Source organism: Saccharopolyspora tripterygii (assembly GCF_054778355.1).
The window spans coordinates 315,503-330,366 of the sequence record NZ_BAAGZP010000018.1; the positions used below are offsets into that span (position 1 = coordinate 315,503).

Below are 14,864 nucleotides of genomic sequence, written 5' to 3' on the forward strand. Positions count from 1 at the left end.
CACCTCCACGTCATCGGCGGCCTGCTCCGGTCACCGATGACCAACGCACCCGATCCGGCGCCGCGACTCAACCACCTTGTGGGCCACGACGCACATCGGCGTCGGAAAAGTCCTCGTCATCGACACCGTCGGTGTCGTCGTCCTCATCATCGGTGCTCGACCGGTACGGATCGGCTTCGCCTGCCGGGACCGCCCCCGAGGCCAGTCGCGCGACCTCGTCATCGGCCTCCTTGGCCTTGGCGAGCAGCTCCTCCATCCGGCGGGCCTGGTCCGGAACCGTGTCCGCGACGAAGCTCAACGTGGGGGTGAACCGCACACCGGTCTGGTCGCCGACGCGGGAGCGCAGCACGCCGGTGGCGCTGTTGAGCGCGGCCGCCGTCGAAGCGTAGTCGGCGTCGTCGCCGAAGACGGTGTAGTAGACCGTTGCGTCCCGCAGGTCCGGGGTGACCCGCGCGTCGGTGATCGTCACCATCGCCAGCCGCGGGTCCTTGACCTCGTGCTCCAGCCCGGACGCGACGATCTGCGCGATGCGCTTGGCCAGCCTGCGGGCGCGCGCCGTATCAGCCACGACGCACCTCCTTCTTGCAAGAGAGCTTCACACACCCGCGGTGGTCCGGCGGGTGGGTCTTCTTTTCGAGGGTGGGGGAAGTTTTCATGAGAACTTCCCCAGAACAACCCCGACGCACTCCTCCTAGTCCTCCGGCCCCAGCATGCGTTGCCGAGCGGAGAGGAGTTCGAGCTCGGGGCGAGCTGCCACCAGGCGCTCGCAGGCATCCAGCACCTCGCGGACGTGCGAGGCGTCGCCGGAGACCGCCGCGACTCCGAGCAGGGCGCGGCGGTGGAGGTCTTGGTCGCCGGCTTCGGAGACGGCGACCTCGAAGCGGCGGCGCAGTTCGGCCAGGACCGGCCGGACCACGGCCCGCTTCTGCTTCAACGAGTGGACGTCACCGAGGAGCACGTCCAGTTCGAGCGCACCGACGTACATGGGCGGAATCTTCCCCCGAGCCCGCGCAGGGGGTCCGTCGCGGACCCCCTGCGCAGGTGCGGTGTCAGTCGCGAGGCTTCTCGCGCATCTCGTACGGCTCGATGATGTCGCCGACCTTGAGGTCGTTGTACGACCCCAGGGTGAGACCGCACTCGAACCCGTCGCGGACCTCGGTGGCGTCGTCCTTGAACCTCTTCAGCGAGTTGACCGTGAGGTTCTCGGCGACGACCACGTTGTCCCGCAGCAGGCGCGCCTTCGCGTTCCGCTTGACGATGCCGTCGGTGACCATGCAACCGGCGATCGTGCCGACCTTCGAGGACTTGAAGACCTCGCGGATCTCGGCGCGGCCGAGCTCGACTTCCTCGTACTCGGGCTTGAGCATGCCCTTGAGGGCCTGCTCGATGTCCTCGATGGCGCGGTAGATCACCGAGTAGTACCGGATCTCGACGCCCTCGCGGTTGGCGACCTCGGCCGCCTTGCCCTCGGCCCGGACGTTGAAGCCCAGGACGATGGTGTTCTCCGCGGTGGCGAGGTTGATGTCCGACTCGTTGATGCCACCGACGCCGCGGTGGATGACCCGGAGCTCGACCTCGTCGCCGACCTCGATCTTCATCAGGGACTCTTCGAGCGCCTCGACGGTACCCGAGTTGTCACCCTTGATGATCAGGTTCAGCTGGTTGGTCTCCTTGAGCACCTTGTCCAGGTCCTCGAGGCTGACCCGCTTGCGCTTGGCGGCGTTCTGCGCCTCGCGGATGCGGGCTCCGCGGCGGTCGGCGATCTGCCGGGCGACCCGGTCCTCGTCGACCACCAGGAAGGAGTCACCGGCACCGGGCACCGACGTGAAGCCGATGACCTGGACCGGCCGCGACGGGGTCGCCGTGGAGACGTCCTCGTCGTTCTCGTTGATCATGCGGCGAACGCGGCCGTAGGCGTCACCGGCGACGACCGAGTCACCGACGCGCAGCGTGCCTCGCTGCACCAGCACCGTGGCCACCGGACCGCGACCGCGGTCCAGGTGCGCCTCGATCGCCACACCCTGCGCCGACATAGCCGGGTTGGCCCGGAGGTCCAGCGACGCGTCGGCGGTCAGCAGGATCGCGTCCAGCAGCGCCTCGATGTTGGTGCCCTGCTTGGCGGAGATCTCGACGAACATCGTCTCGCCGCCGTACTCCTCGGCCACCAGGTTGTACTCGGTCAGCTGCTGGCGGATCTTGTCCGGGTTCGCACCCTCGACGTCGATCTTGTTGACCGCGACCACGATCGGCACACCTGCGGCCTGGGCGTGGTTGATCGCCTCGACCGTCTGCGGCATGACGCCGTCGTCCGCGGCGACCACCAGCACGGCGATGTCCGTCGACTTCGCACCGCGGGCACGCATGGCGGTGAACGCCTCGTGACCAGGGGTGTCGATGAAGGTGACGGGCCGCTCGTTGCCCTCCAGCTCGGTGACGACCTGGTAGGCACCGATGTGCTGCGTGATGCCGCCGGCCTCGCCGGCCTGCACGTTCGCCTTGCGGATGGTGTCCAGCAGTCGCGTCTTACCGTGGTCGACGTGACCCATGACGGTCACGACCGGCGGACGGGCTGCCAGCTCCTCCTCGGAGGAGCCCGGGTCGCCGTAGCTGATGTCGAACGACTGCAGCAGCTCCCGGTCCTCGTCCTCGGGCGAGACCATCTCGACCTTGTAGTTCATCTCCTGGCCGAGGAGCTCGAGGATCTCGTCGGAGACGGACTGGGTCGCGGTGACCATCTCACCGAGGTGGAACATCGCCTGCACCAGCGAAGCCGGGTTGGCGTTGATCTTCTCGGCGAAGTCGGTCAGCGAAGCACCGCGGCGCAGGCGAAGGGTCTCGCCGTTACCGCGCGGGAGGCGGACGCCGCCGACCGACGGCGCCTGCATGTTCTCCATGTACTCCTGGCGCTTCTGCCGCTTCGACTTGCGACCGCGCTTCGCGGGACCGCCGGGACGGCCGAAGGCGCCCGCCGTGCCGCCACGACCACCGGGACCGCCCGGACGGCCACCGCCGCCGGGACGACCGCGGAAGCCGCCGCCGGCCGGAGCTCCACCCGGAGCGCCGCCGCCACCGCCGGGACGGAATCCACCGCCACCGCCGCCGGGACGACCGCCGCCACCGGGACCGCGGCCACCGCCGCCGCCACCGGGACCACCGCCGGGACCGCCACGACCGCGACCGCCACCCGGGCCACCGCCGGGGCCGCCACGGGCCGGACGCGGAGGCATCATGCCCGGGTTCGGACGCGGAGGCATCATGCCCGGGTTCGGGCGCGAACCGCCGCCGCCACCGCCGCCGCCTTCGCCGCGCGGGGCGTTGTTGCCGCCGCCGGCCGGAGCGGTACCGGCACCCTGACCGCCGCCGCGGCGCTGGTCGTCACGACCGCGACCGGGGCCCTGCTGGCCACCGCGGTCCTGCCGCGGACCGGGACCGGGACGGCCCGGGCGCTGCTGCGGAGCACCCTGACCGACGCCGAACGGGTTGTTGCCGACGCGCGGGGGCTTCGGACCGGGCTTGGGAGCCTTGGGACGCGCACCGGCGTCACCCTCGCCGCTCGGACCGCTCGGAGCCTTGGGCCCCGGCTTCGGACCCGGCTTGGGCGCGGGCTTGGCGTCGCCCTGGGGCTTGTCGGCCTTGGGCTGCTCGAACTTGGGCTCTTCGACCTTGGGGGCCTCGGCCTTGGGCTCAGCGGCCTTGGGCTCGGCGGCCGGAGCCGGCTCCGCCGCCTGCGGCTCGGGCTCGGGCTTGGGGGTCGGCTTCGGACCCGGCTTGGGGCCGGGCTTGGGTGCCTCGGCACGCGGGCCGGGCTTGGGGCCGGGCTTGGGCGCCGAGGATCCGGCGCTGGCCGCCTTGGGCTCGCTCTGAGCGGGCTTGCCGCTGTCGCCGCTCTTCTTCGACGACTTGGCGTACGCGTCACGGAGCCTGCGCGCCACCGGGGCTTCCACGGTGGAGGACGCAGACTTGACGTACTCGCCCTGCTCGGCGAGCTTGTTCAGAACTTCCTTGCTGGTTACACCGAGCTCTTTAGCGAGCTCATGCACGCGGGCCTTGCCTGCCACTGCTCTCCTCATCTGGGTGAGGCCGGGCGGCAGTCCCGCACGACCTCGTCCTATCGCCGATGCGCGTTCATGGCTTCAGCTTCACGGCTGATTCATGACGGGTCGACCTGCTTTCCTTCGGTTGCCTGGCGCGGGACGGATCCCGCGTCGGTCATGTCCTGAGCCGCCGCAGGCGGGTGCCCGGCACTCAAGTGGTGTTGCACGGCTGAGGTGTCGAGAGATCCCGGCACTCGAAGTGCCCGCGGAAAAGCCCGGCGCCGTTCGGCCAGACGAAGGCAAGCCGGATCAGGGTGCAGCCAGGCTCCCCGACCCGGTCGCCGATGCCGCGGATCGGGAACCGCGAGGGGACCCGAACCACCGACCTCAGCCACCACACGTAGCAGCTCAACGGCCGACGTCCGAGTACGACAACCCACACACGTACGAACCGGCGCATGGCGTTCACCATTCCCGGATTGCCTCGTGTGGATTGATCGCTCCCCTCGCGTCGAGCCTCGTTAACGATTCTAACCCGAGGGCGTCACTCGGCCGAACCCACGGTGGGCAGTCCCTCAACCGCCGGGTCCGGCCCGGTCGGCTGCACGGGCGCCTGACCGCTGGTGGTGGTCGGCGACGACGGGTCGGCATCGCTGCGGATGTCGATCCGCCAGCCGGTCAGCCGGGCCGCCAGCCGCGCGTTCTGACCTTCCTTGCCGATCGCCAGCGACAGCTGGAAGTCCGGCACGATCACCCGCGCGGTCTTGGTGCGTTCGTCGACCACCTCGACCGAGACGACCTTGGCCGGCGACAGCGCGTTGCCGACGAACGTCGCCGGGTCCTCCGAGTGATCGATGATGTCGATCTTCTCGCCGCCCAGCTCGCTCATCACGTTGCGGACGCGGGCGCCCATCGGCCCGATGCAGGCGCCCTTGGCGTTGACGCCGCTGACCGTCGAGCGCACCGCGATCTTCGAGCGGTGCCCGGCCTCGCGGGCCACCGCCGGGATCTCAACGGTGCCGTCGGCGATCTCCGGGACCTCCAGCGCGAACAGCCGGCGGACCAGGTTCGGGTGGGTGCGCGACAAGGAGATCTGCGGCCCGCGGGCGCTGCGCGCGACGCCGTAGACGTAGCACTTGATCCGGGTGCCGTGCTCGTAGTTCTCGCCCGGCACCTGCTCGGCCGCGGCGATGGCGCCCTCGCTGTCACCGATCTGGACGATCACCATGCCGCGCGAGTTGGCCCGCGCGTCGCGCTGGATCACGCCGCCGATGATCTCGCCTTCCTTGGCGGCGAACTCGCCGAAGGTCCGCTCGTGCTCCGCGTCGCGCAACCGCTGCAGGATGACCTGCCGCGCGGTCGTCGCCGCGATCCGCCCGAACCCCTCCGGGGTGTCGTCCCACTCCTCCGAAACGCTGCCGTCGGCGTTGAGGGAGTGCGCGATGACCCGCACGATGCCGGTCTTGCGGTCGACCTCCACCCGCGCGTGCGGCTGGTGCCCCTCGGTGTGACGGTAAGCGGTGAGCAGGGCCGATTCGATCGCTTCAAGGACCGTCTCGAACGGGATGTCCTTGTCGCGCTCGATCGCCCGCAGCGCCGCGATGTCGACGTTCACCTCGACTCCTCCGTGTCTTCCCGGTCGTCCCCCTGCTGGGAAACGCCGCTCGCAGCCCGCTCCAGCTTGACCAGGTCTTCCGCCGGTGGCTGCTGGAACTCCACCTCGACCACCGCGCGCTCCACATCACGGTAGGCCACCTGGCGGATCTCAGCGCCTACCAGCACCTGCACGTTCTCATCATCCGCTCGGCCGACCCGCGCCACCAGCTTCTCGCCGTCCACCAGCCGGATCTTGACCAGCCGGTTCCGGGCGCGCTTCCAGTGTCGCTGCTTGGTCAGCGGCCGGTCGACGCCGGGAGAGGTGACCTCCAGCGTGTAGGAACCGGCCAGCACGTGCTCGTGCGCGTCCAGGACCTTGGCGACCGAGCGGCTCACCTCGGTGATGTCGTCGAGGCCGACACCGTCATCGGAGTCGATGACGACCTTGACCAGCCGGCGACGACCGGCCTGCTGCACGTCGAGCTCTTCGAGGTCGAAGCCCTCTTCGGCGACGGCCTCGGCGACGACGGGCTCCAGCTGCGCGGTGATCTCACCGCGCGGCGGGCTGGACACGTTGGCACTCCTAGGTTTCGGTTCGTGGCCTCGTTCGGGCCCCATGCGTCGCGACCCGGGCCGACCTGCGGGCGCGAACGGCCCACGTCCGATCGTCCCCGGCCGCGGTCGCCCAGGGTATCGCGTCGTCCCGCACCCGAGCGCGACGCGGGACCCCAACGATCGGCGGATTGGCGGGGACCCTGAACGGATCACCGATCGCTGAGCGGATGCGGGCCTCGGCGCGCCGCTGCGCTGCCCCTCCCCGTGTCGTGGCCGCTGCGCCCGCGACACGGGGGCAGCGCACGACGACCACTGGAACGCGATCGTCCGGGTGCCTGGCAGGATAGATCTTCGTGGAACTCCCCCGCGCATCCCTGCCGGTCCTCCCGCGTCGGCGCGTGCTGCGGTTGCTGGCCGCCGCGCCCGCCGCGGCCGCGCTCGCCGCGTGCAGCTCCGGGGACGAGGAGCCCGACCGGCTGCTGCCCCTGGCGACCGCCGCGAAGGCCGATGCCGCGCTGGCCAACGCGATCGCCCGGGTGCACTCCGGGATCGCGGATTCGGCGCGCGAGCTGGCCGCGGCGCGGACCGCGCACGCCACCGCGCTGCAGCAGGAGATCGACCGGGTGACGCCGCGCGACCCGGACGAACCGCCGTCGGTCCCCGACCCCGGTCCCCGGAAGGCCCCGTCCTCGGCCGGTGCCGCGGCGGAGGCGCTGCGCTCCGCGATGCGCCAGGGGCAGGAGGAGTCGGCGGCGCTCGTCCCCGCGCTGCCCTCCCACCGAGCCGGCCTGGTCGCTTCGGTGTCGGCCAGCTGCGCGAGCCTTCAGGAGGTTCTCGGATGAGCGAGCTCTCGGATCAGGCCGCCCAGGCGCTCGGCGACGCGCTGGGCGCGGAGCACGCGGCGATGTGGGTCCACGGCCTGGCCAACGCCTTCGTCGGCGAGGCGCGGGTGCGCGCCGCGATCGAGGAAGCGACCGACCAGCACCTCCGGCTGCGCGACCAGGCGGAGGAGGCGATGCGCCAGGCGGGTCTGACCCCCACCCCGGCGCAACCCGCCTACGCCGTCGGCGACGTGGGCGACCAGAAGCAGGCGATCGAGCTGCTGATCACCGCCGAGGGCGACTGCCAGGTCGGCTGGCGCTCGGTGCTGGACAACTCCGAGGACCCCGGCCTGCGCCGCCTCGCGCTGGACGGCCTGACCACCTCGGCGACCAGGGCCACCCGCTGGCGGCTGACCGTCGGCAGGCAGCCGGCCGTCGAGAACTTCCCCGGCCGGCCCTCCTGATCAGCGCGGGGCCTGGTCCTGCGGCCAGCCGAGCTTCAGCGCCTCGTTGGTGACGTCGCTGAGCGTCGGGTCCTGCTTCGAGGTCTTGCCGAAGTACGCCGAGTCACCGATGACGACCAGCCGGTCCTGCCGCGCCGAGGCGTAAGCGGCGTCGTCGAGGTCCGGCATGTCGTTGGTGCCGTCGCGCTCGTCGTCCACCAGGTCCCGGATGTTGCCGGTGCCGTCCTTGGTGGTCAGCTCGTTGAGCTTGGCGGCGAACTGCGGTGTCGGCATCAGCACGGTGATCACCGAGGTCAGCACGCGGCGGCCGTCGGGGAGCGTGGTCGTGTAGAGCGCGCGGGTGAGGTGGTCGCACTCCTGCTTGCCGAAGTAGCTCTGGATGTCGTCGTTGGAGACGTTCTTGCAGCCCTGGAAGGCCTCTTCCTTGCGGACGAGGGTGAAGTCGTAGCGCAGCTTCGGCGGCGCGGCCGCCTCCTGCTCGTCATCCGGCTTGATGGCGCTCCAGATGAGGCCGGACACGAGCGCGACGAGCACCAGCACGAGTCCGCGCAGCGCCCAGCCCATCGGCGTGACGCCCCGCGGCTGCTGCTGTGGCGGCGGCGGGGGCAACGGCGCGGCCTGTCTGCTGGTGCCCGGGTAGGACTGCGGAGGCGCCTGGTGAGGTGCCTGCTGCGGCGTCGGCGAATGCGTGATCACCGGCCTGGTGGCGTGGTCCGGGGTCGGTGCGGCCACCTGGCGGTCCTGCCTGATCTGGGAGTTGTCCCGCCGCAGCGGGGCGGTATCACGCTGCGTGTTGTCGCGTGCTCCCGTCATGCCCTCGGGCACACCCTGTCGGTCTGACACGAGTGCCTACGGTAGCGGTTCCGGATTACGGGACGGACAACCCGATGCCTTGTTGCGCTGATCAGAGCAGCGCACGGACCGCCCGTTCGACGTCGTCGGCGGTGTTGTAGAGGTGGAACGACACCCTCGCGCTGCCGCCCCGGCTGGCGCAGGCCACCCCCGCCGCGGTCAGCTTCTCCACGGCGTCCGGGCTGGTCACGGACACGATCGCGGACCCCTCCGCGGGCATCCCGAGCTCGGCCCGGAACCCGTCGGCGAGGCCGCTGCAGTGCGCGGCGACTTCGTCGAGGTTCAGGCGGGCCAGCCACTCCATCGACGCGGCGGCGCCGACCTGCGCGAGCCACACCGGCGAGATGTCCAGCCCGCGAGCGCCCTCCGCCAACCGCAGCGGCAGCCCGTAGGTGGCCTCCCACGGGTCCTCCGCGGCGTACCAGTTGGCGCTGTGCGGAACGGGTCGCGGCGCATCGGGGTGCACCGCCAGCCAGGCCGAACCGCGCGGGGCCATCAGCCACTTGTAACCGGCTCCCGCGACCCAGTCCGCCCAGTCCAGCCGCAGCGGCATCCAGCCCGCCGCCTGCGTGACGTCGAGCAGGACGCGGGTGCCGCGCTCCTGCCCGGCCAGTTCGAGGGCTTCGAGATCGGCGATGCGACCGTCCTTGGACTGCACGGCGCTCACCGCCACGAGGTCGAATTCCGCTGCGCGGTCGCCGATCTCGTCGAGGTCGACCTCGGTGACGGTGATCCCGCGTCCGGACTGGGCGGCGAACGGGAACAGCACGCTGGTGAAGTCGTCGGTGGCCACCAGCACCCGCGCGCCGTCGGGCAGGCTGGCCGCGACCAGACCGACGACCTGGGAGGCGCTGGCGCCGATGGCGATCCGGTCGGCGGGGACGCCGATGAGGCGGGCGAAGGCCTCGCGGGCGGTGGCGACGTGGGAGTCGAAATCGCCGGGCCCGTCCAGGCCGCTGCCCCAGCGCCGGACGGCTTCGGAGACCTTCCGGACGGTCTCTGTCGGCGGGATGCCGATGCTGGCGGTGTTGAGGTAGCCGTCCGGAACGTCGAAAACCGCGTCGAAAGCCTTCCGCATGGTCACCATCCTCGCACCGATCGGGCCGCTGCGGTCCTGTCTGCCTACGGTTGAGGCATGCACAGCGAAGAGATCGAGATCCGCACCGGCAGCAGCGAAGCGGTGCGCGATCTGCGCGACGAGTGCGATCGGTTCCTGAGCTCGGCCGGAGCGGCCGACGGGCTGCTCAACCTGTGGGTGCCGCACGCGACCGCCGGTCTGGCGATCATCGAGACCGGCGCGGGCAGCGACGACGATCTGCTGATGGCGCTGCGGGACCTGCTGCCCGCGGACGACCGCTGGCGGCACCGCCACGGCTCACCGGGCCACGGTCGCGACCACGTGATGCCCGCGTTCGTGCCGCCCTACGCGACGATCCCGGTGCTGGGCGGGCGGATGGCGCTGGGCACCTGGCAGTCGGTCTGCCTGGTCGACACCAACGTCGACAACCCGGTCCGGAAGGTCCGTCTGAGCTTCCTGGCGGGGTGAGGCCGAACGACGTCGAATGAACTCGGTTGGACTCGGTTGGACTCGGCGGAAGTCCGATCAGGTCGTCGGATGTCGGGACCTCTTGTGGGGGGTGGGGAAGTTTTCATGAAAACTTCCCCACCCCCACGAGAGACGGAACGTGTCGTCCGCCCGGGAACTCCTCGTGTCAGCTGCTCAGGAACTCCTGGAGTCCGGCGAGGTCGTCGGTGTTGATGTGGTCGACGCCGACCTCCTCCAGCACCTTCCACACGGCGTCGCGCTCGGCACCCGCGTCGTCGGGGGTGGCCCAGAAGCGGACTCGCTGACCGGCGGCGTGCGCGTCGTCGACGATCCGCTCCAGCTCGTCGCGCTCCTCGGCGGGCATGTCGCCGGAGCCGTTCCAGCTGAACACCTGCGTCCAGTCGTCGGAGACCAGCGGCACGAGCGCGGGATCGGCGCCGATCGAGCCTCCGACACCACCGTCGAGGAACGCGTAGCGGTCGTTCTGGCCCTCGATGAACTCGGTCGGCTTCTCACCGGAGATCACCACGGTGACGGGTCCTTCGGTGACGGTGCCGTTCTCGTAGTGGGTGAACAGGCCCGCGTACTTGGGGTCTCGCATGATCTCGTCGAACCGCTTGTAGCCGTCCTCGCCGAAGGTCTTGAAGTCGACCAGCAGCTGGAACTTCACGTCGTGCCCCGGGTAGAGGCCATCCGCGTTGACCCGCTCCACCAGCGGGTCCAGGTACAGCGATTCGATGGTGCGATCGGGGCGGAGCTGGAACGGGTCGTGACCGACCAGCAGCGAGTCGCCCAGCGGGTAGATGTCGGCTTCGACGCTGGTGAACCCGTGGTCCAGGGCGTCCAGCAGGGGGCGTTCGTGCAGGTAGTCGTTGTGCGCGTGGGCCTGGGCCAACGGCTCGGCGACGGCCGGTGCGGCGCTGGCAGCGGCGGGCGCGATCAGGGTGAGCGCCGCCAGCGCGGGCAGGAGGAAACGTGAGAGGGACCGCATGACAAAGCCTCCGGTGGTGATCAGTTGATCACCACCGGAGGCTAGTGCGATCGCCCTGGTCAGGGCGTGCGCTGACCAGAATCAGCCACGGACGACGTCGACGAGCTTGGCCACCGCGTCGTCGGCGGCGACCTCGGTGCGCTCGCCGGAGATCCGGTCGCGGATCTCGACGACACCGTTGGCCAGGCCCTTGCCGACGACCAGGATCGAGGGGATGCCGACGAGCTCGGCGTCGGCGAACTTCACACCGGGCGAGACCGTGCGGTCGTCGAGGATCACCTGCACGCCTGCCCGGTCGAGCTCGGCGGCCATCTCCTCGGCGCGCGCCCGGACGGTCTCGTCCTTGCCCGCGATGACCACGTGCACGTCGGCGGGTGCGATCTCGCGCGGCCAGGCCAGGCCCATGTCGTCGTGGGTCTGCTCGGCGATGGCCGCGACCAGGCGCGACACGCCCACTCCGTAGGAGCCCATCGTGATCCGCTTGGGCTTGCCGTCCTGGCCGAGCGCGTCGAGGCCGAACGCGTCGGCGTACTTGCGGCCCAGCTGGAAGATGTGCCCGATCTCGATGCCGCGGGCCGTCACCAGGGTGCCCTGGCCGTCGGGCGACGGGTCGCCTTCGCGCACCTCAGCGGCTTCGATGGTGCCGTCCGGGGTGAAGTCGCGGCCGCAGACGAGGTCGATCACGTGATGGTCGGTCCGGTCGGCACCGGTGACCCAGGCCGTGCCCTCGACGACGCGCGGGTCCACGACGTAGCGAACACCGTTGTCCTGCAGCGCCTTCGGCCCGATGTAACCCTTGACCAGGAACGGGTTGGCGGCGAAGTCGGACTCCTCCAGCAGCGACACCTCGGCGGGTTCCACCGACGCTTCGAGGCGCTTCATGTCGACCTCGCGGTCGCCGGGAACGCCGACGGCCAGCAGCTCCCACTCCTTCGCACCCGGCCGGCGGGTCTTGACCAGCACGTTCTTCAGGGTGTCCGCAGCGGTGAACTTGCGGTCGGTGTTGGCGTTGAGGAAGTCGACCAGCGAGTCGATCGTCGGCGTGTTCGGGGTGTTGTGCACCTCCGCGGCCGGCTTGTCCTCAATGGACTCCGCGGGCGGCGCGGGGGTGACGACGGCTTCGACGTTGGCGGCGAAACCGGAGTCGGTGCTGCGGACGAAGGTGTCCTCACCGGTGGGGCTCTCGGCCAGGAACTCCTCCGAGGCCGAGCCGCCCATCGCGCCCGAGGTGGCCGCCACGATCACGTAGCGCAGGCCGACCCGGTCGAAGAGCTTGATGTAGGCGTCGCGGTGGCGCTGGTAGGACTGCGACAGGCCCTCGTCGTCGATGTCGAAGGAGTAGGAGTCCTTCATGACGAACTCGCGGCCGCGCAGGATGCCCGCGCGGGGACGCTCCTCGTCCCGGTACTTGGTCTGGATCTGGTACAGCATGACCGGGTAGTCCTTGTAGGAGCTGTACTCGCCCTTCACGGTGAGGGTGAACAGCTCCTCGTGGGTGGGCCCGAGCAGGAGGTCGGCGTTCTTGCGGTCCTTGACGCGGAACAGGGTGGGCCCGTACTCGGTCCAGCGGTTGCTCGCCTCGTAGGGCTCCCTGGGCAGCAGCGCGGGGAAGTGGATCTCCTGCGCGCCGATGGCGTCCATCTCCTCGCGCACGACCTCTTCGACCCGCCGCAGCACGCGCAGGCCCAGCGGCAGCCACGAGTAGATGCCCGGCGCGATGCGCCGCACGTAGCCGGCCCGCACGAGCAGCTTGTGGCTCGGCACCTCGGCGTCGGCCGGATCCTCGCGCAGGGTACGCAGGAACAACGTCGACATCCTCGTGATCACGGCTACTGGCTCCTAGTTCGGCCCGATGGGAATACAGGCAGGGTAGCGACCGCCCCGACCAGCACCGCTGCGCGGTCGAACCACCCGATCCCGCCATCCTCCCCAACCCCGAACAACCAGGTCAAACCATTTCCACCCCATCCGAACACCTGTCGCCCCAGCCCTCCCCCGCCCGCCGAGATCACCCCGGCGGGCAAACGCACTTCCACCGATCGAGTCGCACCGGGGCTCACCGGCGATGATCAGAAGCGGCCCTGGAAGAACACCGTCTGACCGGCGAAGGGACTGGGCTTCACCGACACCTGCAGGTCGCCTTCCCGCTGGTCGACCTCCCAGACCTTGGTGAACGCGACCTCGCCGCCGGGCGGGATCTCGGTGTTGGGCAGCGGATCGCCTGCGACGAAGTTCTCCTGCGCGACGCGGCCGGAGTGCTGCGCGGTCAGCTGCGCCAGCATCACCTGGTACGGCTGGCTGGTGCCGTTCTTGACCGCGACGTCCACCGAGACGAACCGCTTGCCCGAAGGCGCCTGCAGGTAAGGGTTGTTCGGGGTGAACTCGCGAGGAGCGGAGAGGCTCACCGTCTCGCCGCCGCTCCAGGTGTGGCCCTGCCCGAACGCGATCATCGTCGGTTCCGCCGGTTCTCCCTGCGTGATCCCGGTCCCCACGACCGAGCCGGGAGCGTTGATCTGCTCGTTGACCGCCGTGGCGAACAGTCCGAACACGACGATGCTGAGGACGAACGCGAGGCCGCCGAGACCGGTGCCGACAGCCGCGACGACGAGGTTGGTGGCGCGTCCACCGCGAGCCCGCACGATGCCGACGATCCCGAGGACGATCGCGAGCGCGCCCAAGATGAACCCGATGAAACCGATGATCGGGATCCAGGCCAGCAGCAGTCCGAGAATGCCCAGAACCAGTGCCGCGGTTCCCATTCCGTTGCGCGGCTGGACCGGAGCCTGGTGAGGCGTGTGAACCGAAGTCGTCATGACCTCTTCCTTCAGGGAAGTTACTCTTCGAGGTCAGGACATTACCGTGCGAACATGGCCCGCCGTCCGCGGAATGGCGGAACGAGTTCGCGTTCGGGCGATCTTGTCCGCGGCCGTTCGGCCGAGCACTGGTCGTGGTGCGGGGCGGGCTACTGCTGGTCGGGTTGCGGGTGTTCCGTCACTGCCTCGACCTGGGTGTGCATCAGGGCGAGGGTCTGGTCGAGGGTCAGCCCGGAGTTCATGGCGTGGTCGAGGTAGGTGAGGACCCGCTGCGCGTCCTCACCCAGGACCGCGTTGGTGGAGTCCGCGGTCGCGGCGTCGAGGGTGCCGAGGCTCGCGCGTTGCTGGGCGCCGCGCACGGCGCGCCGGAGGATGGTGGTCTCCTGCGCGTTCGGGCGGCGGCGCTCCTCGGTGAGCCGGGCCAGGATGCGGCGCACGGTCGGGTCGTTGCGGACCGTCGCGGTCCGCGCGGCGTACGCGGCCACCAGCTGCGACCCGCGCCGATCGTCCGGTGCGCTCGGGCCGTTCTCGGCGTGGGCGGGCGGCACTTCGACGTCGAGCGCGTCCATCGCCCGCTGCACGCGGGCATCCCGGGCGCGGGCACGGGCGATCGCGTCCGGGCGACCCCTGCTCGCGCGTTCCCGCACCTGCTCGCGGGCCTGCTGCCCGGCGGCGGACAGCTGCCGGGGCCGGGTGACGAGCCCGTCGTTGATCTGCTGCTGGCGCTTGAGCCGCAGGTGCATGTCCAGCGACTGCCCGGCTCGGGGCGGGGCCAGCCGCGCGTTGCGCTCGAGGTCGTCGTCGGCATCGCGGAACCACTTCCGCAACCGCCGGACCAGGAAGTCCTCCGGCGACTCCCGGTCACCCCGTCGCGGCTGGAAACCCTCCCGGCCCTCCGGGAGGTTGTCGAGGGCGACCTTGATCGCATCCACGCACCAGCCCGCGTCGAACCAGCGGTTGAGGATCGCGACGGCCTCCGAGGTCACCGGGTGACCTGGGAAGAGCTCGCCGAAGAGCTTCCTGGTGGCCAGCTCGGCCTGCTCCCGGTCCGCCGGGATGACCCGGCCGGGCCAGGTCTGCGGGGTGAAGGCCATCTCGTTCCTCCAGGGGCTGGGTGTGCGCCACCAGTGTCCCCCACCTCGCCCGCCGCGCGGGGACAACGGCTGCCCACCGCGCCTCCGAGCCGCGCTGA

Annotated in this window: 15 protein-coding genes; 3 read left to right on the forward strand and 12 right to left on the reverse strand. The window is 70.6% G+C overall.

The window, feature by feature from the left end:
• Positions 1-67 precede the first annotated feature (67 nt).
• The 6 genes from rbfA to rimP form a co-directional block, all read right to left on the reverse strand.
• The gene (gene rbfA, locus ACYVF3_RS15315) at positions 68-568 is read right to left on the reverse strand and encodes a 30S ribosome-binding factor RbfA (RefSeq protein WP_461154890.1); all 501 of its coding nucleotides are present in this window, start codon (positions 566-568) and stop codon (positions 68-70) included.
• A 123-nt stretch (positions 569-691) separates the two neighbouring features.
• Positions 692-985 carry a DUF503 domain-containing protein gene (locus tag ACYVF3_RS15320; protein WP_461154891.1) on the reverse strand — a complete coding sequence of 98 codons (294 nt, stop codon included), beginning with the start codon at positions 983-985 and terminating at the stop codon, positions 692-694.
• A 64-nt stretch (positions 986-1,049) separates the two neighbouring features.
• Positions 1,050-4,058, reverse strand: coding sequence for a translation initiation factor IF-2 (infB, locus tag ACYVF3_RS15325; RefSeq protein WP_461154892.1), 3,009 nt, complete (start codon positions 4,056-4,058; stop codon positions 1,050-1,052).
• Between the two features lie 92 nt (positions 4,059-4,150).
• Entirely contained in the window at positions 4,151-4,474 is a 324-nt protein-coding gene (locus ACYVF3_RS15330) for a YlxR family protein (protein WP_461154893.1), read from the reverse strand.
• Positions 4,475-4,578: 104 nt separating this feature from the next.
• Positions 4,579-5,649: a transcription termination factor NusA gene (gene nusA / locus ACYVF3_RS15335; protein WP_461154894.1), complete on the reverse strand. Its 1,071-nt coding sequence runs from the start codon at positions 5,647-5,649 to the stop codon at positions 4,579-4,581.
• On the reverse strand, positions 5,646-6,203 hold the full coding sequence (gene rimP, locus ACYVF3_RS15340) for a ribosome maturation factor RimP (RefSeq protein ID WP_461154895.1): 558 nt from the start codon (positions 6,201-6,203) through the stop codon (positions 5,646-5,648). The genes nusA and rimP overlap by 4 nt, the downstream gene beginning before the upstream one ends.
• A gap of 335 nt (positions 6,204-6,538) precedes the next feature.
• On the opposite strand from rimP, the gene ACYVF3_RS15345 reads away from it, so the two are divergent.
• Both ACYVF3_RS15345 and ACYVF3_RS15350 read left to right on the forward strand, forming a co-directional pair.
• Positions 6,539-7,027 (forward strand): hypothetical protein, encoded by a 489-nt coding sequence (locus ACYVF3_RS15345; RefSeq protein WP_461154896.1) that lies wholly within the window; start codon positions 6,539-6,541, stop codon positions 7,025-7,027.
• Positions 7,024-7,470: a ferritin-like domain-containing protein gene (locus ACYVF3_RS15350; RefSeq protein ID WP_461154897.1), complete on the forward strand. Its 447-nt coding sequence runs from the start codon at positions 7,024-7,026 to the stop codon at positions 7,468-7,470. Before ACYVF3_RS15345 ends, ACYVF3_RS15350 begins: the two co-directional genes overlap by 4 nt.
• Here ACYVF3_RS15350 and ACYVF3_RS15355 read toward each other — a convergent pair whose 3' ends face one another.
• Together ACYVF3_RS15355 and ACYVF3_RS15360 are read right to left on the reverse strand one after the other, a co-directional pair.
• Positions 7,471-8,313, reverse strand: a complete 843-nt coding sequence (locus ACYVF3_RS15355; protein WP_461154898.1) for a hypothetical protein — start codon at positions 8,311-8,313, stop codon at positions 7,471-7,473.
• 61 nt (positions 8,314-8,374) lie between these two features.
• Positions 8,375-9,400 (reverse strand): aminotransferase class V-fold PLP-dependent enzyme, encoded by a 1,026-nt coding sequence (locus ACYVF3_RS15360; protein ID WP_461154899.1) that lies wholly within the window; start codon positions 9,398-9,400, stop codon positions 8,375-8,377.
• 57 nt (positions 9,401-9,457) lie between these two features.
• Here ACYVF3_RS15360 and ACYVF3_RS15365 point away from each other — a divergent pair, with 57 nt between their 5' ends.
• Positions 9,458-9,868, forward strand: coding sequence for a YjbQ family protein (locus ACYVF3_RS15365; protein ID WP_461154900.1), 411 nt, complete (start codon positions 9,458-9,460; stop codon positions 9,866-9,868).
• A gap of 166 nt (positions 9,869-10,034) precedes the next feature.
• On the opposite strand, the gene ACYVF3_RS15370 is transcribed toward ACYVF3_RS15365, so the two are convergent.
• The 4 genes from ACYVF3_RS15370 to ACYVF3_RS15385 form a co-directional block, all read right to left on the reverse strand.
• Positions 10,035-10,859: a phosphatidylinositol-specific phospholipase C/glycerophosphodiester phosphodiesterase family protein gene (locus ACYVF3_RS15370; protein ID WP_461154901.1), complete on the reverse strand. Its 825-nt coding sequence runs from the start codon at positions 10,857-10,859 to the stop codon at positions 10,035-10,037.
• Between the two features lie 81 nt (positions 10,860-10,940).
• Positions 10,941-12,686, reverse strand: coding sequence for a proline--tRNA ligase (locus ACYVF3_RS15375; protein WP_461154902.1), 1,746 nt, complete (start codon positions 12,684-12,686; stop codon positions 10,941-10,943).
• Positions 12,687-12,928: 242 nt separating this feature from the next.
• Positions 12,929-13,672 (reverse strand): DUF4352 domain-containing protein, encoded by a 744-nt coding sequence (locus ACYVF3_RS15380; protein ID WP_461154903.1) that lies wholly within the window; start codon positions 13,670-13,672, stop codon positions 12,929-12,931.
• Between the two features lie 149 nt (positions 13,673-13,821).
• Complete coding sequence (locus ACYVF3_RS15385; protein WP_461154904.1) at positions 13,822-14,766, reverse strand: hypothetical protein; 945 nt, start codon at positions 14,764-14,766, stop codon at positions 13,822-13,824.
• Between the last annotated feature and the right edge of the window lie 98 nt (positions 14,767-14,864).

Coding starts and splice junctions, on each gene's coding strand:
- ACYVF3_RS15320 (WP_461154891.1), bottom strand. CDS start 985: ATGTACGTCGGTGCGCTCGAACTGGACGTGCTCCTCGGTGACGTCCAC.
- ACYVF3_RS15350 (WP_461154897.1), top strand. CDS start 7,024: ATGAGCGAGCTCTCGGATCAGGCCGCCCAGGCGCTCGGCGACGCGCTG.
- ACYVF3_RS15360 (WP_461154899.1), bottom strand. CDS start 9,400: ATGCGGAAGGCTTTCGACGCGGTTTTCGACGTTCCGGACGGCTACCTC.
- ACYVF3_RS15365 (WP_461154900.1), top strand. CDS start 9,458: ATGCACAGCGAAGAGATCGAGATCCGCACCGGCAGCAGCGAAGCGGTG.
- ACYVF3_RS15370 (WP_461154901.1), bottom strand. CDS start 10,859: ATGCGGTCCCTCTCACGTTTCCTCCTGCCCGCGCTGGCGGCGCTCACC.
- ACYVF3_RS15380 (WP_461154903.1), bottom strand. CDS start 13,672: ATGACGACTTCGGTTCACACGCCTCACCAGGCTCCGGTCCAGCCGCGC.
- ACYVF3_RS15385 (WP_461154904.1), bottom strand. CDS start 14,766: ATGGCCTTCACCCCGCAGACCTGGCCCGGCCGGGTCATCCCGGCGGAC.